The sequence below is a fragment of the Christiangramia aestuarii genome, assembly GCF_009735585.1.
GTDB classification, from domain to species: domain Bacteria; phylum Bacteroidota; class Bacteroidia; order Flavobacteriales; family Flavobacteriaceae; genus Christiangramia; species Christiangramia aestuarii.
Genome location: NZ_VJVW01000003.1, coordinates 500,171 through 523,937, shown reverse-complemented (window position 1 = coordinate 523,937; position 23,767 = coordinate 500,171). Strand labels below are relative to the sequence as shown.

The window sequence follows — 23,767 nt, the reverse complement described above, 5'->3', positions numbered from 1 at the left end:
AAAAAACCTGCATTTCTGCAGGTTTTTATTTGAATGACGGAAGGAATTATTTTTGGTTTCCTACCATATCTTTTGGGTCTACCCATTCATCAAACTGCTCATTGGTCACGTAACCAAGATTAGCAGCTTCTTCTTTTAAAGTAGTACCGTTCTTGTGAGCGGTATTTGCGATCTCTGCCGCCTTGTAATAACCAATTTTGGTGTTAAGGGCGGTTACCAGCATCAACGAGTTATTAAGATGTTCTTTGATTCTTGGTGTATTGGCTTCAATTCCTCTTGCACAATGCTCTTCGAAAGAAACGCAGGCATCTCCAAGTAATTGTGCACTTTGCAATAAGGCGTTCGCCATAACAGGTTTAAAAACGTTCAGCTCGAACTGTCCCTGCATTCCTCCAACGCTCATCGTAGTATCGTTTCCTATCACCTGTGCGCAAACCATGGTTAGGGCCTCGCACTGGGTTGGGTTCACTTTACCAGGCATGATAGAGGATCCTGGCTCGTTAGCAGGAATATTGATCTCACCGATTCCACTACGTGGTCCAGAGGCCAGCATTCTAATGTCATTGCCTATCTTGTTTAGCGAAACTGCCAGCTGTTTAAGGGCACCGTGGGTTTCTACGAAAGCGTCATGGGCTGCAAGAGCTTCAAATTTATTGCCTGCAGAAACAAAAGGCATATCGGTGAATTTTGCGATGAATTCAGCAACCCTTTTAGAATATCCTTTTGGAGTATTAAGCCCGGTTCCTACCGCGGTTCCGCCAAGGGCAAGTTCAGCAAGGTGGGGGAGGGTATTTTCTAAAGCCCTGATCCCGTAATCTAACTGGGCAACATAACCACTAAATTCCTGACCAAGGGTTAGGGGAGTGGCATCCATAAAATGGGTACGACCAATTTTTACAGTATTCTTGAACTCCTCAGACTTTTTCTTTAAAGTATCCCTAAGTTTTCTAAGGCCCGGTAAGGTAACCTTGGTCACTTTTTGATAAGCCGCGATATGCATTCCTGTTGGGAAGGTATCGTTAGAAGACTGGGACTTGTTTACATCGTCATTAGGTTGAAGTGTTTTCTCGCCTTCACCAATATTGTTACCTGCGATCTGGTGGGCACGGTTGGCGATCACCTCGTTCACATTCATATTGCTTTGAGTACCGCTACCGGTTTGCCATATAACCAGCGGAAACTGGTCATCGTGTTTGCCTTCCAGGATCTCATCACAAACCTGTGCGATAAGGTCTCTTTTGTCTACCGGAAGCACTCCCAGTTCACAGTTTGTATAGGCAGCCGCCTTTTTAAGGTAGGCGAAGCCATAAATGATTTCAAGAGGCATGGATGCGGCAGCACCAATCTTAAAATTATTGCGTGATCTTTCAGTCTGCGCACCCCATAATTTATCTGAAGGAACTTTAACTTCCCCCATGGTATCTTTCTCTATTCTGTAATCCATAATACAAAAATTGGTTGTCCCGCAAAGTTAAGGTTTCAAAGATTTCTTTGGACTAAAAAAACTTTAAAATTAAACACTTAGAAATTTCACTTAAAAAATACCATAAGTGTAATTCTTATGCTATTTAATAAGCTAAGATTAAGGCTATTATAATTATCCATACCTTATATTTCTACATTCGTAAAATATTGAAAAACAGCGTATTGCGCGTAAAATAGGGGTAAAATCCCTTTTCAGGAGATGGCTTAAAGTCGTAATTTAAACTATTCTTTAACTAAATAAATTTAAACATGAAAAAGCGCAATTTACCCTATGTTTTTTCATTGGTGATTTCAATTTTTTTTCTGAGTTGTAGTTCCGATGATGATGCTCAAATTAACACAGAGCAATTCTTGATTGCCAACGTAAATGGTGTAAACTTTACATCAGACGAAACTAAACAACCCTTAGGTTTTAAAAGAATATTAATGCCATCTGGCCGCGTTAACCTATATGTCAAGGCCCTTTCTGCAGAAGGCGATATTTTAGAGTTCATGGTAGAAAATTTCCAGGGCATTGGTAAGTATCAGCTGGGAAGCAGTTATTATACCAATAGCTGGATGAAGTTCGAGAGTCCGCTGCGGTCTGAATCCTGGTTGGTAGGATTGCAGAAAACCCTCAATTTAAATGCGAATTATATCGAAATATCTTCAGTTCGTGACAACTATATAGAGGGTAAGATCTTTTGCAGCGAAATGATGAACGATCTGGATGGTTTAATGGGAGCCATGGAAGGTGAGTTCCGCCTTGTAGACCTTGAGTAGATGGCTGGGAGATCGAAAGTCTAATTATTTGAATGACAATATAAAGCGAAAAAAAGAAGGAATTTTTGTGATAAGCGGCCCAGACTTCATATCTTTGGCCTGATTCAAATCAAACTTTGACTGTTATGTTCGAATTCGATCAATACCTGGGCTTCTTAGCCTTTTTAGCGATATTAACGATGGGTTTCTGGCTTATGATCTTTTTAATGGCTTTCCTTCCTTACTGGATCGGAGGTTCTGTAGGAGAATTGATCAAGGAAAAACGCGAAGCACGCAAAAAAGCTAAAGCAGAAAAAGCATAAAAAAAGGGACTATTTAAAGTCCCTTTTTTTATTTCCTGTTTTCATTCTCTCCTAGAATTCTCCTTCATCATAATCTTCGTTTCCGCCTCCTCTTTGCTGGCGTTGTTTTTTCTGGTTGAACCTGTAGATAAACGAAATATTTACAGATTGTCCCTGTCTCCACTGGAATTCGCTATCCTGTTCAAAGAACTCGGTAGAGGTAAAACTGTTCCTCTTTCTTCCGTTAAAGATATCTCTCACGTTAAGAGATAGAGTGGCATTATCGTTCAGGATCTCTTTGCTGAAAGCTAGATCTATATTCAGGATACCTTCCTGTGTTCCCTGGATCTCATCTGAAGGTCCTCGATAGAACAGGTTGGTTTGCCAGTCTATTTTAAGAGGTAAAGTCACTTTAGAACTGAATCTACCAAACCAGCTGAAGTTATCCTGACTGTAATCTACACCGTTGAATTCTCCATCAAGTTTAAACCGGAACGCATTCACACTACCATTCAGTCTCAGCCAATCTGTTGGGTTGTAAAGAAAACCTAATTCTCCACCCATCCTGTCATTGGTAGCCAGGTTAAAAGGGATACTTCTAATCACCTCTATATCCTGTCCTGCAGGTCCTGTAATAAATACTTCTTCCTGAACTCTCTGGAAAGCGTCGGTCTCTCTTTGGAAATATACCGAAGAAGTAAGGGTGAACTTTTCCCATCTCTTAAGGTAACCCAGGTCAAAGGCATTAGAGAATGCCGGGTTAAGGTTGGGATTACCCTGGAAGATGTTATTACGACTACTCCTGGAAGGGAACGGGTTGATATACCAACCTCGTGGCCTGTTGATCCTTCTGTTATATCCAAGCGTGATATTTTCTTCTTCACCAAGTTCGTAAATGATATTTACCGTAGGGAATAAGCCCAGGTAATTATTATCAAAATCTGTATCTATATCGAATGAAAATTCTTCCTGAAGTTCCTCTTCGGTAAGTTCAGAATCGATGGTTCCTTTAAGATTGGTGTTTTCGAGGCGCAAACCTAGAAGAAAGCTAAAATCACCGAACTTAGTACCGTATTGAGAATAAATTGCCTGTACATTTTCAGTATAATCAAATACATTAGTTTGATTCTCATTCAGAATAAAATTACCATTGGCATCTTCCTGGTACAGCTCATAATCTGTGACTTCATTTTCAATATTTCCACGGTAACCAGCCTCAAACTGTGATTCTTCACCTATAGGTCTTACATAATCTGCCTGTAAAAGGTATTCTTTTTGATCTTCGATAGTGATCGTAGATTCAGAAGGTACCCTGATCGCATCAACATCGGTGTTGTTATAAAGAATAGGCTCGTTTATAAATGCGTCTTGGGTTTCACTATCGTTTTCAAACTGAAAATCGGCGGTAAGTTCGTGCCCCTTATTATCAAACTTCTTGATATAGTTCAGTGCGAACTGTATACTTTCATCCTTTTCATTCTCCGTTTCCTTACGGTTGGTTCCTAAAAGATTTTCTCCATTCAGGATATAATCGTTCTTGTTCATGGTCACATCACGATCATCTCCAAGCCTATAAAAGATCGAACCGGTAATAGAGGAAAGATCTGAAATATAGTATTCCATCCCAACGTTAGTGTTGAACCCGCGATTGATCCTGTCATAATCACGGTCTTCAATATTACGGTCGTATTCTATATCACCAAGAAAAGCATCTTCCCTGGGCTCAAAATATCGAGTATCGAAATAAGCATATCCGGGAGATTCATTATATCTGTAACCTGTAGTGGTAAAGAGATTGAATTTATCTGTTCGGTAATTCAGGTTAGCTGAAATACTGGCATTCTCAGGAATTCCACCATTAAGGTTTACTGAACCATTAAAGCCAAGAGTCTCTTTTTTACGAAGGATGATATTGATGATCCCGGCGGTTCCCTCAGCATCATACCTGGCGGAAGGGGAAGTGATCACTTCAACTCTTTCAATAGCTTCAGCAGGTAACTGACTAAGTACATCAGTATTTCCGAAGCCTGCCATGGCAGAAGGTTTCCCGTTGATCAGGATCCTTACGTTCTCATTTCCTCTAAGGCTTATCCCGCCTTCGATATCTACCGAAATTGAAGGAACGTTGTTCAGCGCGTCACTTACCGTCCCTCCGGCAGTCGTAAGGTCTTTCCCAATATTGTAGATCTTTTTGTCGAGACGAATGTCTACCTGGGTGGTTTCAGCTCTAACGACGACCTCGTCGAGATTTTCTGAACCCAATCCCAGCTTTATAACACCCAGATTAAGATCGTTAGTGATCTTCCGATTTTTGAATTCCTTGGTTTCATAAGAGATGAACTCTATAATGATATTGTAGGTTCCGTTCTTAACGTCTACGGAAAATTCTCCTTTAGCATTGGTGATACCCCCGGTGATATCCTGAGGATCTTCGGTATTCTGTACAGAAACAGTAGCATATTCCAGGGGAACATTGAGCTCGTCGTCTATAACTTTACCTTTTATGGTGTTTTTTTTGAAAGAAGAGGGGCCCTGGGCGAAGCCGGGCATTAGCATTACACTGAGAAAAGTAAAAATAATACTGAGTGTAAAGATCTTTTTGGTGGTCATGTTCAATTTTTGTTCTATGACCAAATAGAACCGGGATGGTTTAATCTATCCCGGTTAAAGTTTTGTTAAACAAAAATTATAAATGATTAAACAAATATGTATAAATCTCGAAATCAGGACTTTCGGGTGAGCTGTTTATTCAGAAAAATATAATTTTCGAACTGATCTTCGGTTAAAAATTTTTGTAGCGACCTGTGCTCATTCTTCTGAATAGCCTTTAGCTTATTCACCTGTTGGTTAATGCCCAGGCTTGAATTGATGATCTCATTCTTTTTGATGGTGTACTCTATAATGGAATCTTCCAGAAGCTGGGTTTGTTCCTGGTTAAGCTGTAACTGGTCTTTCCAGGTAAGGGCAAGTTCCCCTGCAACTTCCTTGATCTCCCTTCGATTCCTTTCGTGAATGTAGATCTGTGAATAAACGAAACCGGCTACTGCCGCAGCCGCCACACTAATTAATGCTATTCTATGTTGAAGTTTCATTATCCTTTATTTTTAAAGCAATTTTTTGATATCTGAAGGAGGCCTTCCAATAACAGCCTTTTTGTCGGTTTCTACCACCGGCCTTTCAATAAGCTTGGGGTTTTTAACCATTACCGTGACCAATTCACTGTCACTAAGGTCTTTTTCCTTGTAATCCTCTTTCCAGATCTTTTCATTCTTTCGCACTAACTGTATGGGTGCGATCTCCAGTTTTTTGATCAGATTTTTCAATTCGCTTTCATCCAATGGTTCCTTAAGGTATTCCCTTATTTCGAAATCCTTTCCCGATTCTTTCAGGATCTCAAGGCCTTCTCTGGACTTTTTGCATCTAGCGTTATGATAGATCTTAAGCATTATTTTTTCTTTTTAAAATAGTCAATTAATTCAAATTTAAAAAACTGTAGGAAAAACTTCTCAGGCTTCGTCCTTTTGTCCCATCATCATGAGGAACGATTTAAGGAAAGCATCGATCTCCCCGTTCATCACATCATCAACATTCCCGGTTTCCTGTCCGGTTCTAACGTCTTTCACCAGTTTATATGGGTGCATCACATAATTTCTTATTTGCGATCCCCATTCTATCTTCATCTTTGAATCCTCGATCTCGCGCCGCTGTTCCTGTCTTTTCTGAAGTTCGATCTCGAAAAGCTGACTCTTTAAAAGCTGCATGGCTTTATTCTTGTTTTCCAGCTGAGACCTGGTTTCAGAATTTTCAATGACGATCCCGGTAGGAGCGTGGCGTAACCTCACGGCAGTTTCTACCTTGTTCACGTTCTGTCCGCCGGCACCAGAAGATCTCATGGTCTCCCAGCTAAGATCTGAAGGATTGATATCGATTTCTATACTTTCGTCTACTAGCGGGTATACATATACTGAAGCGAACGAAGTATGTCTTTTAGCATTCGAATCGAAGGGAGAGATCCTCACCAGCCGGTGTACTCCATTTTCACCTTTCAGCCAGCCAAAGGCATATTCTCCTTCTATCTCCAAGGTAACGGTCTTGATCCCGGCAACATCTCCAGCCTGGTAGTTGAGCTCACGAATCTTGAACTTTCGTTTTTCGGCCCACATCAGGTACATTCGCATAAGCATCTCTGCCCAGTCACAACTCTCTGTTCCCCCGGCACCCGCAGTGATCTGAAGGACGGCGCTCATATTATCACCTTCTTCTGAAAGCATGTTCTTGAACTCAAGATCCTCGATGAGATCCAGGGCAGCCTCGTGCCTGTTTTGAACATCTTCAGCAGTGGCTTCCTCTTCTTTGTAGAATTCGTAAATGACCTCGAGATCATCTACCAGGGTTTCGGCTTTTTCGTAATCGCCTACCCAGCTTTTTTCGGCATTGACCTCTTTCATGATCTGTTCCGCCTTTTTTGGGTCGTCCCAGAAGTCTGGAGCAAAGGTCTTCTCCTCCATATTGGTTATTTCGATCTTTTTGGCATCAATGTCAAAGATACCTCCTTAACGCAACCAGGCGCTCCTTAAGATCCTTAATGTTTTCTGTAGTTATCATTCAAGGTTGATTTGTCGTAAAAATAGAATTAAAGGGACTTTCCGAAAAGTATTTAACGAATATTTTTTAGTTTTAAACGGCTTTAAATAACTGACCAATGCGCAAAATTATCTTTATCCTTCTGGCCTTCAGTATTTCATTTTCTATAGAGGCTCAATTCCTCGATAATAAAGAAAATCTAAAGAATTATGAAGGTTTTTTCAATTTTCATTACAACGAAAAAGAAGATGAGATCTACCTGCAGGTAGACGAACTGGAGACCGAGTTTTTATATACACACTTTTTAACTACCGGAGTGGGATCTAATGATATTGGTTTAGACCGAGGTCAGCTTGGTGGGGAAGCAGTGGTGAAGTTTCAAAAGGCAGGTAATAAATTATTACTGGTTCAACCGAACCAGGCCTATCGTGCGATCACCAACAATGAGGCGGAAAGGCAAAGTGTTTCTGAAGCCTTTGCTAGATCGGTGATCTTTGGTTTCGAGATCAAAGAAGAAAAGGACGGAAAATACATTATTGATTTTACCCCATTCCTGATGCAGGACACTCATGGAGTTGCCGAAACCCTGAAGAAAGGGGAATATGGCGCCTATAAATTGGATAAATCTAAAAGCGCCCTGGCTTTGCAGCGCACCAAAGCATTTCCTGAGAATGTGGAATTTGAAGCCTTGCTTACTTTTGAAGGTGAGCCTAAAGGAAGAACTATAAATTCAGTGGTTCCCGATGCGAAAAATATTAGTGTGGTTCAGCATCATTCGTTCGTAAAACTGCCTGACGATAAGTATGAAAAAAGGTTGTTCGATCCCAGGAGCGGGGCGATCTATATTTCTTATATGGATTATGCATCCCCGGTTTACGAACCAATCACCAAACGTTACGCGGTTAGACACAGGCTGGAGAAAAAGAATCCTGAAGCTGAAGTTAGTGAAGCCGTTGAGCCTATCATCTATTACCTGGATCCCGGAACTCCGGAGCCGGTGAGATCGGCTTTATTGGAAGGAGCTTCCTGGTGGAACCAGGCTTTTAAAGCAATAGGTTATAAAGACGCTTTTCAGGTGAAAATGCTGCCGGAAGATTCAGATCCATTAGATGTAAGGTATAATGTGATACAATGGGTGCACCGTTCTACACGTGGCTGGAGTTACGGCGCCAGCGTGGTTGACCCACGTACTGGTGAAATTATAAAAGGCCATGTAAGCCTGGGAAGTTTGAGGATACGTCAGGACTTTATGATCGCCCAGGCAATGCTGAACAGGCCTTTTGCTGAAAGTGATTCCAACCATGAACCCATGATGGAAATGGCCCTGGCCAGGATACGACAGTTATCGGCTCACGAGGTTGGTCATACCATTGGGTTCACTCATAATTTCGCGGCAAGCACCAGCGACAGGGCTTCGGTAATGGATTACCCGCATGCGCAGTTCGAATTGAAAAATGGGAATATAGATCTGGTCAATGCCTATGACACCGGAATAGGGGAATGGGACAAGGTCACGGTTAAATATAGTTACAGCGATGTTCCTAACGGAATGGAGGAAAGGGAATATCTTAATTCTGTACTTGAAGAAGCCAACCTTCAGGGCTTAAAGTTCATCAGTGATTCCGATGCCCGGGCGCCCGGGGGAGCTCATGCTTTCGCCCATTTATGGGACAACGGCAAAGATGCCGCAGATGAGCTGGAGCGGGTTCTGGAAATCAGAAAAAAAGCTATCCAGAACTTTTCCGAAGATAATATCCGGAAGAATGAACCGTATACAATGCTTGAAGATGTCTTTGTGCCGCTCTATTTTTTTCACCGATACCAGACCGAAGCTACCGCAAAGCTGGTTGGCGGACTCAATTATAACTACGCGGTAAAAGGTGGACCTGAAGCCGTCGTGGAGCATCTGGATCCTGATTTACAGGAAAAAGCCTTGCAGGCGGTACTGAAAACTTTATCTGCAGATGAGCTGGCTATCCCGGAAGAAAAGCTGGAATTGTTCCCGCCTCGTGCTTTCGGGTATGGCAGGGATAGAGAATCCTTTAAGAGCAATACCGATGTGGCTTTCGACGCTCTTGGAGCACCTGCAACCGCCAGCGATATGAGCCTTGGTTTACTATTGCACCCGGCCAGGGCCGAAAGACTGGTTCAGCAACATGCTTTGAACAAGGATCTTCCCGGGCTTGATTTCGTGCTGGATGAATTGATCTCTGGTACTATTAAAAATGTAAAAGGGAACGATTACGAGGCAGCGGTTCAACAAACCGTCAATTTCGTGGTCTTTAAGCATCTTCTGAACCTGGCCGTGCATAAGGAGGCCACACCGATGGTGAAGGCGATTACGAACGCAAAAATTGACAGTCTTGCAGACTGGTTAAGAAGCAGGAATGATGCTGTTTCCAGTGAAATGTATCGCAACATACAGATGTTCAGGGAAAAGCCGGAAGAGTTTGAACTGGAATTGAATGTTCCAAAGATCCCTGATGGTTCACCAATAGGGAGTTACTAGTTTATTGCTGTTGCTGGGCCGAGACCTGAACGGTATATTCGGTTTCATTTTTCCCGGAAGAAAACACGACTCCCTTTAAAGGCGGGCAATCGGTATAATCCTTTCCGTGGGCTACTTTAATGTGATTTTCTGCCGCCAGGAGATTGTTGGTAGGGTCAAATCCAATCCAGCCGCTGGAAGGCAGGCAACATTCTACCCAGGCATGCATTTGGGAATCCCCAAAATAACCATTTCCCTGGTGTAAATACCCGGAAACATACCTTGCCGGGATTCCAAATTCCTTGGCGATGGCGATGAAAAGGTGCGTGAAATCCTGGCATACGCCCTGTTTGATCTCCAGGATGTGGTTAAGGTCGGTATCGATATCGGTCACATTGGTCTTAAATGTGAACTCGTTTTTTATCCAGGAATTAAGGTTCTGAAGGTTCTCGAATAGAGAGATATTTTCATCGAACTGGAATTCTACCTGGTGAGGAAGTTTGGTGAGAGCCGTTGATCGTAAGAAAACATCATTTGTTACCCTGAATTCAAGAGATCGAAGTATCTTATATTCATCCTTAGAATATTCAAGAGAAACTCTTTCAAAAATATTCTCCACTCTTTTGATCAGTTTAAAATCGGCCTGGAACTCTACTTCGTCGAACCTTTCCTTCGGCCTTATCTTATAAGTTCTGAAGTTATAGCCGTTGATAGATTCCTCTACCTGGATCTTCAGTGAATTCGTGAACTCATCTGAAATCAGTTGCTGGGTCTCGTTATTTTCAGGAATGATCAAAAACTGCCACAGGGCCTTGCTGGCCTCATTTTCATAGGTGTTCTTGGCGGCATATCTAATATTGTATTCCAGGTTCATCAGCGAAAATTAAGTGAAACAAAGAAAGTTTATTAAATCGATCTAGTAATGAAAATATTCCTTTTCCAGTTTCAGGGCGATGCTGTTAAGATCGTCCAGGATATTCTGAATGAAGGACTCTAGATCGATCTCTATTTCTTCAATTATCTTGTACTGATATTTTGCCCTGACCTTGCCTATTAGAAAGCCTGAAGTATGCTTTTGCGGGTATTTTTCGTGGGTAAGCTTTCTTATATGCAGGCTTACCTGATTGAGGCTATTCATCACAGAACGCGGACAATCGGGATTCAGAATTAGAAATTCTAACGTGGTAAAACTTGTGGGAGTTTCACGGTAGAACCTGCGCATCATATCATAAGATTCGGCACACTTCAAAAGGGTGGTCCATTCATAACTGTTTTTCAGGGTATCTCCATAACTTCCCTGGGCGAGTACGGCATCCTTGAATTTCGAATTGATGATCCTGATCACCTGGGTGGCTCTTTCAAGGTTCACTCCCAACATGATGATCGCATACACCTCGTCATGTAAAAGGGTTCCTCTTATTTTGCCTCTAAGCACAGAAACATTTTCGGTTACCTGTACCGTAAAATCATATAAGCCTCCTTTCTGGAACTGTTCCACAGGATAATTCAGTACAAAATGGTAGAACTTATTAATAGCCTCGTACAATTCCGTTGAAATAAGGTCCCTGGCACTATTGGCATTTTCCCGGGCGAGCTTCACGTAGTTTATGATCGAAAAGGCATTATCGGGATTCAGTGCAATATCGTATAATACCTGCTCTTCGTTGAGCTCATGATCGTTCCGGCTGAAATCATCGGCCATGAACAGTAAAGACTGTAATACGAATTGCCTGGACTGGGAAAGCTCATTTGGCGCATCCAGGGAGGCGAAATAATTAACGTTCATATATCTGGCGACATGTTCTGCACGTTCGATGTATCTGCCCATCCAGAACAGGTTATTGGCTACTCTTGCTAACATAAATTATTAATTGTTTTTTAATACCCAGGTATCCTTGGAACCACCACCTTGAGAAGAATTAACGATTAGATTTCCTTTTTGCAGGGCAACCCGGGTTAGGCCTCCTTTTAGTACGAATTCCTTGTCGGCTCCAAGCAGTGTGAAGGTTCGAAGATCTACGTGTCTTGGTTCAAAACATTCGGTTTCCTCTATATAGGTGGGATGAACCGAAAGCGACATGATAGGCTGAGCGATATATTTCCGCGGATTTTCTTTCAGGGTTTTTCTCACCTCTTCGATCTCATCCTTGCTTAGTTTATTTCCTATCGATATCCCGTAACCGCCGGCCTCGTCAACCGGTTTCACTACCAGGTTATGAACATTTTCCAGCACGTACTCCAGTTCATCCGGCCTGCTGCAGTGATAGGTGGGAACGTTGTTGAGGATTGGATCTTCATCCAGGTAATATTTGATGATCTCTGGCATATAGGTGTAGATCGCCTTATCATCGGCCACGCCCGTTCCGGGGGCATTCACCAGGCAAACATTTCCTTTTTTATAAGCAGCCATAAGGCCAGGTACCCCAAGAGCCGAATCTGGCTTGAATTCCAGCGGATCCAGGAACTGGTCGTCTATTCGCCTATAAATAACATCCACTTTCTGAGGCCCGCTGATGGTCTTCATATAAACGAAATCATTTTCCACAAAAAGATCCCGACCTTCCACCAATTCCACTCCCATGGCCTTGGCCAGGTAAGAATGTTCGTAGTAGGCTGAATTATATATTCCCGGCGTGATGACCACGCAGTTAGGAACATCCACACCCTTTGGTTTTACAGTTTCCAGGATCTGAAGAAGATTTTCCGCATAGTCTGTAACCGTATGAGCCTGGTAATGGTTAAAAACTCCAAACAAAGCTCTTTTTAGAGCCGTCCTGTTACAGATCACGTAACTCACTCCCGAAGGACAGCGAATATTGTCTTCCAGGACATAATATTTTCCATCTGAATGTTTGATAAGGTCTGTCCCCGAAATATGATTGTAAATACCTCCGGGAGGATCAAATCCGTTAATCTGGTCGAGGTAGTTGGCCGAAGAACTTATTAGTTCCAGGGGGACGATACCTTCCTTGATGATATTCTTGTCGTGGTACAGGTCCCATAAAAATGCATTCAGCGCCTTACTTCTCTGTAAAACACCTTTTTCTATCAATTCCCATTCTTGAGCATCTATGATCCTTGGAAAAAGGTCGAAGGGAAAGATCTTCTCCTTGATCTCGTGATCTCCATAAACCTGGAAAGTGATTCCCTGGTTAAAAAACGAGGATTTAGCCTTGTTGTTCAACCTTCCAAAATCCTTGGCCGAATGTTCACTATACAAATTAAATAAGGTCTTGTAGATATCCCTTACATTATCGTTCTCGTCAAATATTTCGTCAAAAAGCTTAGGGTCACGATTATAAGATTCAAAGGTGGGATTATCATTCGTTTTTTTCATGGGTCAGAGATTTCACATAAAATACAAATAAATTATCTGTTTTTCAGGTGATTACATAAAAGCTTATAGATTATTCTAAAAATTTCCCCTATGGACAGAAGGATTATAGTTTGTTCCGTTTTCCTTCGATTTTTTTATGAATATGGAATTTTAGAATTTTACCTTAGCATTTCAAGAACAAAAAGCATGAAAGAAATAGACCTAAGAAGTGATACGGTAACCAGGCCAACCAAAGGAATGTTGCAGGCGATCATGACCGCAGAGGTGGGAGATGATGTGTATAAAGAGGATCCAACCATAAATGCCCTGGAAGAAAAGCTCGCGAAGATGTTCGGAAAGGACGAGGCTTTATTCTTCCCAACCGGTAGCATGGCCAACCAGGCGGCAATCAAACTGCATACCCAACCCGGGGAGCAGCTAATTTGTGATAAATGGGCCCATGTATATAATTATGAAGGTGGAGGAGTTTCCTTCAATAGTGGTGTATCCTGTAAACTTGTGGATGGTGACCGGGGAATGATCACTGCCGAGCAGGTGGAAGAAAACATCAATCCGCCAGATTTTTATCATAGTCCGTTAACCACCCTGGTATGTCTGGAAAATACTACCAATAAAGGAGGAGGAGCCTGTTATGACCTCGAGGAGATCAAAAAGGTTCGCAAGGTTTGTAATAAGCATGAGCTGGGACTGCATCTTGATGGGGCGAGGCTATTTAATGCGCTTGTGAAAAAAGGAGAAGATCCCAAGGAATACGGAAAATTGTTCGATACGATTTCGGTATGTCTTTCCAAGGGATTGGGAACACCAATGGGATCTGTACTTATCGGAGATAAAAGACTAATGAAAAATGCCATCAGGATAAGAAAGGTTCTGGGAGGCGGGATGAGACAGGTAGGATTTATGGCGGCTGCAGGGATCTATGCCCTGGACAATCATGTGGAAAGGCTGGCCGTAGATAATGATAGAGCTTCTGAAATAGGAAATATCCTGAGCCAGCAAGCCTGGGTGAAAAAAGTAGAACCCGTAGAGACCAACATAGTGATCTTTTACCTAAAGGATGCTGGCGATGAAAAACCTTTTATGGAGCAGCTTTCCAAGAACAATATCAGGATCAGCAATATGGGGCAGGGGAAATTAAGGATAGTCACCCATCTGGATTATTCTAAAGAAATGCATGATCATTTCCTGGAAATCCTGCAGGCTATGGAATTATAGAATACTTAACTAAAGATTGGCAGCTTCTTAATATGGGCTGTATTCAAATTCTGTTATTTTTCTAAAAAATTGAAAGATGAAAAATTTGAAACCCAGGCAGGAGGTGCCAGAACTTGTTCTAGATACTACCAAAGGAGTGCAATGGAATCTCAGGGATAACGAACCTGAGAACTTTACGTTGGTCGTGGTCTACCGCGGGATACATTGCCCCGTTTGTAAAAAATACCTGGAAGAACTGAATACCAGGATAGACGATTTTCGTGATAAGGGAGTAAATGTGATCTGTGTAAGTTCCAACTCCAAAGAACTTGCTCAAAAGACCGTGGAAGAGTGGGAAATCGATAAGCTCAACATTGGCTACGGCTTTAATGTGGAAGAAGGAAGGAAGTGGGATCTTTACGTATCTGAAGCAGTAAAGGATTCAGAACCTGACACGTTCCTTGAGCCTGCCCTATTTTTAATAAAACCCGATAATACGCTTTATTCTGCCAGTATTCAATCCATGCCTTTCGCGAGGCCAAAATTGGAGGAACTACTTAAATCTATTTCCTTTGTAATAAAAGATGATTATCCCGCCAGGGGAGAAGCCTAAAATAAGAAAGCCCGGAAGTAAGATTCCGGGCCTTTATTTTTTTGCTTTCAGCAATATTACTTCATTAAACCATCCATTCCAGGTATATCTGGCATTCCATCCTTGGCGGCTGCACCTATCTCGGCTTCATTGATCTTAGTAGCCTTTTCGATGGCTTTATTCATGGTTAGAACCATATAATCTTCCAGTTGCTCCTTGTCTTCAAGCAGCTCATCGGCAATAGAAATATTCTTTACTTCTCTGTTGGCAGTAATGGTAACTTTCAGGAGTCCGTCGCTGGATTGCTCATCTACTAAAACGGTATCAAGTCTCTTTTTAGTTGCTTCTACTTTTTCCTGGGCTTCCTTCAGTTTATTCATCATGCCCATCATATCTCCAAACATATTTTTTCAATTTAAAATTTGTGAGTTCAAATTTACTAAATTACCGCATCAAACCAGTCAAAATGAAAAGACTATTAGTATTTCTATTAGGATGCGTTACATTTGCACCCGCTCAAAATAAGAATGATTTGAAAAAAGATATTAAAGCCCCTACCGCTAAGAAAGTTGCCAAAGAGCTGGAGAAACATGGTGATGTTAGGATAGATAATTATTTCTGGATGAACCAGCGGGAAGATCCTGAAGTGATCGCCTATCTGGAGGCCGAAAATGAGTACAATGAGAAGATGACGTCTCATACCAAGGAGTTTCAGGAGAAGTTATTTGAAGAAATGAAGGGCCGCATCAAGGAGGATGATGAATCGGTACCTTATAAGCTGAACGGTTACTGGTATATCACCCGCTTTGAAAAAGGTTTTGATTACCCAATATACTCCAGGAAGAAGGAAAGCCTGGACGCGCCTGAAGAGATCATGTTCAATGTGAACGATATGGCTAAGGATTATGAATATTATAGCCTTGGGGGACTAAACGTTTCCATGAACAATAAGCTGGTAGCTTTTGGGACAGATACCTTGAGCCGAAGAAAATATACCATCAGGATCAAGAACCTGGAGACCGGGGAGATCTACGACGAGGAGATCAAGAACACTACCGGTGGTTCTACCTGGGCCAATGATAACAGGACACTTTATTATACCAAGAAAGATCCGCAGACCTTAAGGTCTTACCGTATCTACAAGCATATCTTGGGAACCGATCCCAAGGAAGATCAGCTGGTCTATGAGGAGGAAGACGAAACCTTCAATACTTATGTGTATAAATCGAAATCTAGGGAATATATCATCATTGGGTCTCACAGTACCTTAACTACGGAATACCGCTTCCTGGATGCCGATAAACCTGAAGGGGAGTTCACTGTTTTTCAGCCAAGGCAAAGAGGTCTGGAGTACAGTATTTCACATTTCGATGATCATTTTTATGTAGTGACTAATAAAGACAAGGCTACTAATTTCAAATTGATGAAAACGCCCGTAGATAATACCGGGATGGAGAACTGGGTAGACGTGATCCCGCATAGAAAGGATTTCCTGCTGGAAGACATAGATATCTTCAAGGAATACCTGGTGGTGAGCGAGCGTACCAATGGTCTTAATAAGATAAGGATCATCAGGTGGGATAATAATAAAGAATATTATATTCCTTTCGATAATGAGACTTATACGGCTTATACCTCAATAAACCCCGATTTTGATACCGATCTGCTGAGGTATTCTTATAACAGTCTTACCACGCCAACTTCGGTGGTGGAATATAACATGAAGACCGGCGATAAGAAGGTACTGAAGGAACAGGAAGTGCTTGGCGGAAATTTCGACAAGAACAATTACGTTTCAGAAAGATTGTGGGCTACGGCAGATGACGGTACCAAGGTTCCGGTTTCCCTGGTCTACAGGAAAGGCATCAAAAAAGACGAGACTAATCCCTTGCTTCAGTATGCCTATGGTTCTTACGGGTCTACCATAGATCCTTATTTTTCTTCGGTTAGATTGAGTCTTCTAGATCGCGGTTTTATCTATGCTATCGCTCATATAAGGGGCGGGGAGTACCTGGGCCGCGAGTGGTACGAAGACGGGAAGCTTTTTACCAAGAGAAATACCTTTACAGATTTTATTGATGTTTCTCATTTCCTGATCAATGAAAACTACACTTCCTCCCAGCATTTATATGCCATGGGCGGATCTGCCGGCGGACTATTGATGGGAGCCGTGGTTAATATGGCACCAAACCTTTATAACGGGGTGATCGCAGCCGTGCCTTTCGTAGATGTGGTTACCACCATGCTCGATGACAGCATTCCTTTAACCACCGGCGAATACGATGAATGGGGGAACCCAAATAACAAGGATTATTATGAATATATGAAATCTTATTCTCCGTATGATAATGTGGAAGCCCAGGATTACCCGAATATGCTCGTTACTACCGGCCTGCACGATTCCCAGGTACAATACTGGGAGCCGGCAAAATGGGTGGCCAAGCTTAGGGAACTGAAGACAGATAATAATGTACTGCTTTTACATACCAATATGGATACCGGGCACGGCGGGGCTTCCGGAAGGTTTGAAGCGCTTAAGGAAGTTGCTGAAGAATACTCATTTTTACTGGACCTGGAAGGGATAAACCAATAATAAAAAAATTTGCCTTAACTTTGAACCGGTCTTTTTCAGGTTTCCTGTTAGGGACACATTAAAAAGAACTTCGATATATGAGAGAAGATTTGAAGGTTTATGACAATGTATTACAGCTAGTTGGTAATACACCGTTAATACACCTAAACAAAATAACCGAGGGATACAAAGGACAATATTTTGCGAAAATAGAAGCTTTTAACCCGGGTCACTCCTCAAAAGATAGAATCGCCCTGCACATTATTGAAGAAGCCGAAAGAAAAGGCATCTTGAAACCAGGAGATACTATTATCGAGACCACTTCCGGTAATACCGGCTTTAGTATCGCCATGGTAAGCTGCATCAAGGGGTACGAATGTATCCTGGCAGTAAGTTCGAAATCATCGAAAGATAAGATTGACATGCTTAAAACGATGGGAGCCAAGGTATACGTTTGTCCGGCCAACGTTCCTGCAGACGATCCAAGGTCTTACTACGAGGTTGCAAAACGACTTCATAAAGAGATCAAAGGTTCGGTTTATATCAACCAGTACTTCAACGAATTGAATATAGACGCGCATTTTCATTCTACCGGACCGGAGATATGGAAGCAAACTGAAGGAAAAATCACACATTTAGTTGCCTGCAGCGGAACCGGAGGTACTATCTCTGGAACAGCCAGGTTCCTGAAGCAACAGAACTCTGATATTAAAATCCTGGGAATCGACGCTTTTGGTTCGGTTCTGAAAAAATATCACGAAACCCGGAAGTTCGATAAAGAGGAGATCTATCCTTACCGAATAGAAGGTTTGGGTAAAAACCTTATTCCCACGGCTACCGATTTTGATGCCATAGACAAGTTCTCTAAGGTGACCGATGAGGACGCAGCCCATACTGCACGTGAGATCGCGAAGACTGAAGGTCTTTTTGTTGGTTATACCAGCGGAGCGGCTATGCAGGGATTAAAGCAATATTATGAGGAGGGAGAATTCGATGAGAATTCTAACGTAGTGCTTATTTTTCCAGATCACGGTTCCCGTTATATGAGCAAGATCTATAGCGACGACTGGATGAACGAGCAGGGATTTTTCGATACCCAGCACGAATCTACATCACAATCTATAGAAGTGATCAAATAATACTTTATTAACACTTATTAACAAAAGCATCCCATTCTTTGTGGGATGCTTTTGTTTTTATTAGATTTCGATGTTTATAATTTACTTTGTAGAATTGAGCCAAATTTCAGTATTTTTGCGGCTCGTCTAAAAAATGACCGATGAAGGATTTATTTGATAAAATTTACAAAGACAAAGGACCGTTAGGTAAATGGGCAGAGCAGGCAGAGGGATATTTTGTATTTCCAAAGCTGGAAGGACCAATTTCTAACCGCATGAAATTCCGCGGGAAAGAAGTGATCACCTGGAGTATCAACGATTATCTGGGGCTTGCCAATCATCCTGAAGTTCGTAAAGTAGATGCAGAAGCAGCGGCCGAGTACGGTTCTGCTTATCCTATGGGAGCAAGAATGATGAGTGGTCATACAGATCTTCATGAGAAATTGCAGGATGAGCTTGCTTCTTTCGTGCACAAACAATCTGCTTATCTTTTAAATTTCGGATACCAGGGAATGGTTTCCACTATAGATGCTTTGGTATCCAAGCAGGATGTGATCGTATACGATGTAGATGCACACGCGTGTATCATTGATGGTGTAAGGTTACATTTAGGTCAGAGGTTTACCTACAAGCACAACGATATGGAAAGTATCGAAAAGAACCTGCAGCGTGCTACCAAGATCGCAGAGCAGACCGGAGGTGGTATTTTGCTTATTTCTGAAGGTGTCTTCGGAATGCGAGGTGAGCAGGGTAAACTGAAGGAAATCGTTGAGCTTAAGAAAAAATATAACTTCAGATTATTTGTAGATGATGCCCATGGTTTTGGAACTCTTGGTAAGACAGGAGCCGGAGCAGGAGAGGAGCAGGGAGTTCAGGACGAGATAGATGTATATTTCGCCACTTTCGCTAAATCCCTGGCCAGTACTGGAGCATTTATCGCCGGAGATAAGGAGATCATAGATTACCTTAAATACAATCTTAGATCACAGATGTTCGCTAAATCACTGCAAATGCAGCTGGTAGTTGGAGCGCTTAAGCGTCTGGAAATGCTAAGAACCATGCCGGAGCTTAAGGAAAAGCTTTGGGAGAATGTGAACGCACTTCAGAACGGTTTAAAAGACAAAGGTTTTGATATTGGTACCACGCAAAGTTGTGTGACACCGGTATATTTGAAGGGAAGTATTCCTGAAGCGATGGCCCTGGTAAAAGACCTTCGTGAAAACCATGGAGTATTCTGCTCTATCGTGGTTTACCCGGTAATTCCAAAAGGACTGATCCTGCTTAGAATGATCCCGACGGCTACTCATACCTTACAGGATGTTGAAGATACCCTTGAGGCATTCTCAGCAATTCGTGAAAGACTTGAAAATGGAACTTATAAAAGACTTTCAGCTTCAGTAGAAGCAGCAATGTCTAACAAATAAGATTCCTATCTCATATACAAAAAAGCCCTGCCTTTCGGCGGGGCTTTTTATATTAGAATATTTTCAATCCTTTTCTATTCAATTCCTCCTCCGTCGCCGTTCCCATCATTCTGCTCTTCGTTTAATTGCTCACTACGCTGTCTTCTCTTGTTTCCTTCACTAGATTCCTCAAGGAATTCATCGACTTTATGTAAGTCGAGCCTGTAAGAAACTCCGGCAGCTACCTGCCATTTAGATGGAGTATCCTTAAAATTAACCAGTCCGGAAACATCTACCTGCAGGTCATTACCAAACAGGAAGGCGCCACCGGCACGTAAAATATCATCGGCATAGATATCGCCTTTTATAGCCTGGTACTCACCAAAAACTGCCAGGCTGGGGGTAAGCGTATGGGTTACGGTCACGATCCCGGTATAGGAACGATAATCTTCGGTCAATTTATCTGCGACGAGGTTTAAAACCAGTACCCATCTTCCCCAGTTGTTTTGCGTGATAATGGCTGCTTTGGGGCTGAAACTCCCTTCTCCTTCGAATAGGTAAGGATTATCACCAAAAGAGAAGTTTGCCCCCGCATATATTGAAACGGCCGGGATGAGGTTCTTCCACTTAAAGCGCTGATTGGCCTTCCAGCTGTATAGGTTCGGTTTGTCTGGTTCGATGCTCACCGCTGGATCAAAGACGAGATATTTTGCGCCTATGGAGTTGGACTTAAAATTCCTGATGCTGCCTTCTGAAGTAACCCCCAGGAAATTCCTGAAAATATTCTGAGATTCGAACGAGCCGGTTAGATTGAGCTCCAGCCTTTCGAATAAAAGACCATAGCGTAACTGGTAATCTACACCCCAAAGGTCGGTGTCTGTCCCCAGCCCGGAATGTTCTTCGTTACCCAAATAGGGGCCGGCCTCAAATTGAACAACATTTGTTCCCACGGCATAAGCTCCCTGGGATTGTCCCGGGCGGTTAGAATTTATGGTCTCGGTATACTGAGCGTGGAGGTTGGTAGCTATAATTAGGAAAAGGCTAAATATCGCTGATTTACGCATGCTTGATCGGGTTGGTTCTCTCAAAGATATAAGATTTATTATAATTTTATAGGCGAAGCTTCCGGGATTGTGGAGGCTTCTTTTTATTTTTGTAAAAACTTTAAGAATGTTAGAAGCATCATTGTCTGGAGTATTAAAAACGGTACTCATCGTGCTGTTAGTATACTTCGGTCTCAAAATATTACTACGCTTTTTTGGTCCACTTTTGCTTAAGTATTTCATAAAGAAAATGGGTAAGAAATTTGAAAGCCAGTTCAACCAGCAATTCGGCGGACAACAACAAACCCGTAAGCAGGAAAAAGGCAAGGTGACCATCGATAAAAAGCCCAAGTCGGGTAAGGGCTCCAATAAAAATGTGGGTGAATATATCGATTACGAAGAAATTGATTAATTTCGGATTTTAGCAGAGCCTGTCCAGGGCTTTGTTTTTACACAAATTTGTGGTTAAATCAAAAGTCCGATTAATGGCTAAATTGAAGCAATTCTTACCTCACCTGCTGGTTTTAGCAGGATTTATCATTTTATCATTATTCTATTTTAACCCGGTTCTTCAGGGAAAGGAGATCTACCAGAGCGATATTATTCAGTATATCGGGATGGCCAAGGAACAGAACGATTTTCGGGAAGAAACCGGGGAGGAACCTTACTGGACCGATGCTGCCTTTGGTGGTATGCCCACCTATCAACTAGGAGCCTATTATCCGCACAATTACGTTAAGTCACTCGATACCGCTTTAAGGTTCCTGCCCAGGCCGGCAGATTATCTATTTCTTTATTTCATAGGTTTTTACATCCTTCTGTTATGCATGAAGGTTGATTACAAACTAGCTTTTTTAGGCTCTATTGCGTTTGGGTTTTCCACCTACCTCATTATCATCTTAGGGGTGGGGCACAATGCCAAGGCACATGCAATTGCCTATATGCCCATGGTGCTGGCAGGGATCATTGCTATCTTCAGGAATCGTAATATCTGGAGCTTTCTATTGCTTACCGTAGCCATGGCCCTCGAGATACAGGCGAATCACTTCCAGATGACCTACTATTTGCTCCTGTTGGTAATCGTCCTTGGAATTGCTTACCTGGTGGACGCTTACAGAAAAAAACTTTTACCAAAATATTTTAAGGCTCTCGGAATTATGGTGGTTGCCGTGATCCTGGCTATCGCCGCTAATGCGACCAATTTAATGGCCACCAGCCAATATACCCAGTTCAGTACACGAGGGGAATCTCAGCTTAGCATTGAACCAGATGGAAGCCCTAAGACCAATTCTGGACTGAGCTTCGATTATATCACCGAATATAGTTATGGAATTCTTGAAAGTTTTAACCTGATGGTCCCAAGGTTTATGGGAGGTGGAAGTTCTGAAAATATAGGGAAGGATTCCAATCTTTATAAAGCTTTAAGGCAAATGGGGGCTAGTGCAGCGCAGGCCGAAGGATTTACCGAAGGAGCTCCAACTTACTGGGGAGATCAGCCATTTGTGGGAGCGCCGGCCTATATTGGTGCTACTGTGATTTTTCTATTTGTTTTCGCTCTTTTCCTGATCAGGGGAAGATTGAAATGGTGGATCGTTGGTGGAAGCATTCTTGCACTTGTTTTAAGCTGGGGTAGGAATTTTGAATTGGTTACCCAGTTCTTTATTGAGTTCGTACCGGTTTACGATAAGTTTAGGGCGGTTTCTTCCATACAGGTCATCCTTGAACTATGCCTGCCTTTAATGGCCATGATAGGACTTTATAAGCTCTTTTTAGATGAAGTAAAAAGAGAGGAAAAACTTAATGCTTTAAAATGGTCTGCTATTATTACGGGGGGATTATTAATAGTATTCCTGATTATAAGATCAGCGATTATAGATAGTGGTGTTAACGACGCTATGTATAGTAAGCAGTTCGGACCGGAATTTATGAATGCCCTGGAAGAGGATCGAAAAGCGATATTTACTGCAGATGTAATTCGTTCCCTGATCTTCGTTTTGATCTCTGCCGGGCTTATCTGGGGATATCTTAAAGAAAAGCTGAACAAAAATCTAGTGATAGGTGGTTTTGTCATCATTATGCTTATTGACCTTATTGGGGTAGACAGGAGATATGTGAACGAGGAGGACTTTGTCCAGGCGCGAGAGATGGAACAACCATTCCAGAAACTGGAGGCCGATGCCGCCATTCTGGAAGATCCCGCGCATTTCAAGGTATTCGATGTTTCAGGTAGTCCGTTTAACACAGGACGTACCTCTTACTATCATAATGCTCTGGGAGGTTATCACGCGGCGAAACCAGGCCGTATACAGGAACTATATGATTTCTATATTTCCAATAATAACATGAAGATATTGAGCATGCTCAATGTGAAATACTTCATTATTCCTACTGAAAATGGTACCCAGGCCCAGCAAAACCCGAATGCCTTTGGCAATGCCTGGTTTGTGGAAGATCTAAAGTGGGTGGAAAACCAGGATCAGGAAATTTTAAGCCTGGAAGATACAGACCTGGAAAGTACGGCGATCATAAATAATAAGTTCCGAGATAAAGTAAATGATGAATTTAATTATGATGCCGAGGCAAAAATAGAGCTGGTGAGTTATCAGCCAAATGAGTTAAATTATAAGTTCTCTTCAGGTTCAGATCAATTCGTGGTCTTTTCAGAAAACTATTATCAACCCGGCTGGCAGGCCTATATCGACGGTAAACCCGTTTCCCATGTGCAGGTGAATTATGTATTACGTGGAATGAATGTCCCCGCCGGGGAGCACGATGTTGTCTTTAAATTCGAACCGCAGGTTGTGAAGACAGGAAGTACTATTGCGCTTATTAGTTCTATTCTTATTGGCCTAGTTCTGGTTGGCGGGATAGGATATGAATATAAGAAGAGAAATTGATGCATTCATTT

20 protein-coding genes are annotated in these 23,767 nt (G+C 42.2%); 10 read left to right on the top strand and 10 right to left on the bottom strand.

All coding sequences use genetic code 11. The features are described 5' to 3' along the window. Window positions 1-46: 46 nt before the first annotated feature. The gene (gene fumC / locus FLP08_RS10300) at window positions 47-1,444 is read right to left on the bottom strand and encodes a class II fumarate hydratase (RefSeq protein ID WP_156276596.1); all 1,398 of its coding nucleotides are present in this window, start codon (window positions 1,442-1,444) and stop codon (window positions 47-49) included. Window positions 1,445-1,911: 467 nt separating this feature from the next. Here fumC and FLP08_RS10295 point away from each other — a divergent pair, with 467 nt between their 5' ends. Beyond that, window positions 1,912-2,247, top strand: a complete 336-nt coding sequence (locus FLP08_RS10295) for a hypothetical protein (protein ID WP_156276595.1) — start codon at window positions 1,912-1,914, stop codon at window positions 2,245-2,247. 125 nt (window positions 2,248-2,372) lie between these two features. Next, the gene (locus FLP08_RS16410; protein WP_026934940.1) at window positions 2,373-2,549 is read left to right on the top strand and encodes a hypothetical protein; all 177 of its coding nucleotides are present in this window, start codon (window positions 2,373-2,375) and stop codon (window positions 2,547-2,549) included. A 51-nt stretch (window positions 2,550-2,600) separates the two neighbouring features. Here the strand turns inward: FLP08_RS16410 and FLP08_RS10290 are convergent, their stop codons facing one another. The 4 genes from FLP08_RS10290 to prfB form a co-directional block, all read right to left on the bottom strand. Next, the gene (locus tag FLP08_RS10290; protein ID WP_156276594.1) at window positions 2,601-5,138 is read right to left on the bottom strand and encodes a TonB-dependent receptor; all 2,538 of its coding nucleotides are present in this window, start codon (window positions 5,136-5,138) and stop codon (window positions 2,601-2,603) included. A gap of 113 nt (window positions 5,139-5,251) precedes the next feature. Next, a complete protein-coding gene (locus tag FLP08_RS10285; protein ID WP_156276593.1) occupies window positions 5,252-5,620 on the bottom strand; it encodes a hypothetical protein in 369 nt (122 codons plus the stop codon). 12 nt (window positions 5,621-5,632) lie between these two features. Then, window positions 5,633-5,974 carry an arsenate reductase (glutaredoxin) gene (gene arsC, locus FLP08_RS10280; protein WP_156276591.1) on the bottom strand — a complete coding sequence of 114 codons (342 nt, stop codon included), beginning with the start codon at window positions 5,972-5,974 and terminating at the stop codon, window positions 5,633-5,635. A 60-nt stretch (window positions 5,975-6,034) separates the two neighbouring features. Continuing rightward, window positions 6,035-7,133 (bottom strand): peptide chain release factor 2 gene (gene prfB / locus FLP08_RS10275; protein ID WP_156276589.1). Its coding sequence is split into 2 segments (ribosomal slippage): window positions 6,035-7,069 and window positions 7,071-7,133, totalling 1,098 coding nucleotides; the frame shifts between segments, so codons are not numbered across the junction. A 97-nt stretch (window positions 7,134-7,230) separates the two neighbouring features. Here prfB and FLP08_RS10270 point away from each other — a divergent pair. After that, entirely contained in the window at window positions 7,231-9,621 is a 2,391-nt protein-coding gene (locus FLP08_RS10270) for a zinc-dependent metalloprotease (protein WP_156276587.1), read from the top strand. 1 nt (window position 9,622) lies between these two features. Here FLP08_RS10270 and FLP08_RS10265 read toward each other — a convergent pair whose 3' ends face one another. From FLP08_RS10265 to FLP08_RS10255, 3 genes are read right to left on the bottom strand one after another with little or no spacing between them, the layout of a single operon-like run. Continuing rightward, window positions 9,623-10,474, bottom strand: a complete 852-nt coding sequence (locus FLP08_RS10265; RefSeq protein WP_156276585.1) for a transglutaminase-like domain-containing protein — start codon at window positions 10,472-10,474, stop codon at window positions 9,623-9,625. A 42-nt stretch (window positions 10,475-10,516) separates the two neighbouring features. After that, complete coding sequence (locus tag FLP08_RS10260) at window positions 10,517-11,461, bottom strand: alpha-E domain-containing protein (RefSeq protein ID WP_156276583.1); 945 nt, start codon at window positions 11,459-11,461, stop codon at window positions 10,517-10,519. A 6-nt stretch (window positions 11,462-11,467) separates the two neighbouring features. Continuing rightward, on the bottom strand, window positions 11,468-12,937 hold the full coding sequence (locus FLP08_RS10255) for a circularly permuted type 2 ATP-grasp protein (RefSeq protein WP_156276581.1): 1,470 nt from the start codon (window positions 12,935-12,937) through the stop codon (window positions 11,468-11,470). A gap of 186 nt (window positions 12,938-13,123) precedes the next feature. On the opposite strand from FLP08_RS10255, the gene FLP08_RS10250 reads away from it, so the two are divergent. Both FLP08_RS10250 and FLP08_RS10245 read left to right on the top strand, forming a co-directional pair. Continuing rightward, window positions 13,124-14,152: a threonine aldolase family protein gene (locus FLP08_RS10250; protein WP_156276579.1), complete on the top strand. Its 1,029-nt coding sequence runs from the start codon at window positions 13,124-13,126 to the stop codon at window positions 14,150-14,152. Window positions 14,153-14,228: 76 nt separating this feature from the next. After that, entirely contained in the window at window positions 14,229-14,744 is a 516-nt protein-coding gene (locus FLP08_RS10245; RefSeq protein WP_156276577.1) for a redoxin domain-containing protein, read from the top strand. Window positions 14,745-14,800: 56 nt separating this feature from the next. Here the strand turns inward: FLP08_RS10245 and FLP08_RS10240 are convergent, their stop codons facing one another. After that, entirely contained in the window at window positions 14,801-15,127 is a 327-nt protein-coding gene (locus FLP08_RS10240) for a YbaB/EbfC family nucleoid-associated protein (RefSeq protein ID WP_156276575.1), read from the bottom strand. 62 nt (window positions 15,128-15,189) lie between these two features. Here FLP08_RS10240 and FLP08_RS10235 point away from each other — a divergent pair, with 62 nt between their 5' ends. From FLP08_RS10235 to capB, 3 genes are all read left to right on the top strand, one after another. Next, the gene (locus FLP08_RS10235; RefSeq protein ID WP_156276573.1) at window positions 15,190-17,316 is read left to right on the top strand and encodes a S9 family peptidase; all 2,127 of its coding nucleotides are present in this window, start codon (window positions 15,190-15,192) and stop codon (window positions 17,314-17,316) included. A gap of 77 nt (window positions 17,317-17,393) precedes the next feature. After that, window positions 17,394-18,434 (top strand): cysteate synthase, encoded by a 1,041-nt coding sequence (gene capA, locus FLP08_RS10230; protein ID WP_156276572.1) that lies wholly within the window; start codon window positions 17,394-17,396, stop codon window positions 18,432-18,434. A gap of 140 nt (window positions 18,435-18,574) precedes the next feature. Further along, a complete protein-coding gene (capB, locus tag FLP08_RS10225) occupies window positions 18,575-19,837 on the top strand; it encodes a cysteate-C-fatty acyltransferase (protein WP_156276570.1) in 1,263 nt (420 codons plus the stop codon). Window positions 19,838-19,911: 74 nt separating this feature from the next. Here capB and FLP08_RS10220 read toward each other — a convergent pair whose 3' ends face one another. After that, window positions 19,912-20,880, bottom strand: coding sequence for a transporter (locus FLP08_RS10220; RefSeq protein WP_238388480.1), 969 nt, complete (start codon window positions 20,878-20,880; stop codon window positions 19,912-19,914). 106 nt (window positions 20,881-20,986) lie between these two features. Here FLP08_RS10220 and FLP08_RS10215 point away from each other — a divergent pair, with 106 nt between their 5' ends. Together FLP08_RS10215 and FLP08_RS10210 are read left to right on the top strand one after the other, a co-directional pair. Continuing rightward, window positions 20,987-21,271, top strand: a complete 285-nt coding sequence (locus FLP08_RS10215) for a DUF4834 family protein (RefSeq protein WP_156276566.1) — start codon at window positions 20,987-20,989, stop codon at window positions 21,269-21,271. Between the two features lie 73 nt (window positions 21,272-21,344). Then, window positions 21,345-23,756: a YfhO family protein gene (locus FLP08_RS10210; RefSeq protein ID WP_156276564.1), complete on the top strand. Its 2,412-nt coding sequence runs from the start codon at window positions 21,345-21,347 to the stop codon at window positions 23,754-23,756. Window positions 23,757-23,767: the final 11 nt, after the last annotated feature.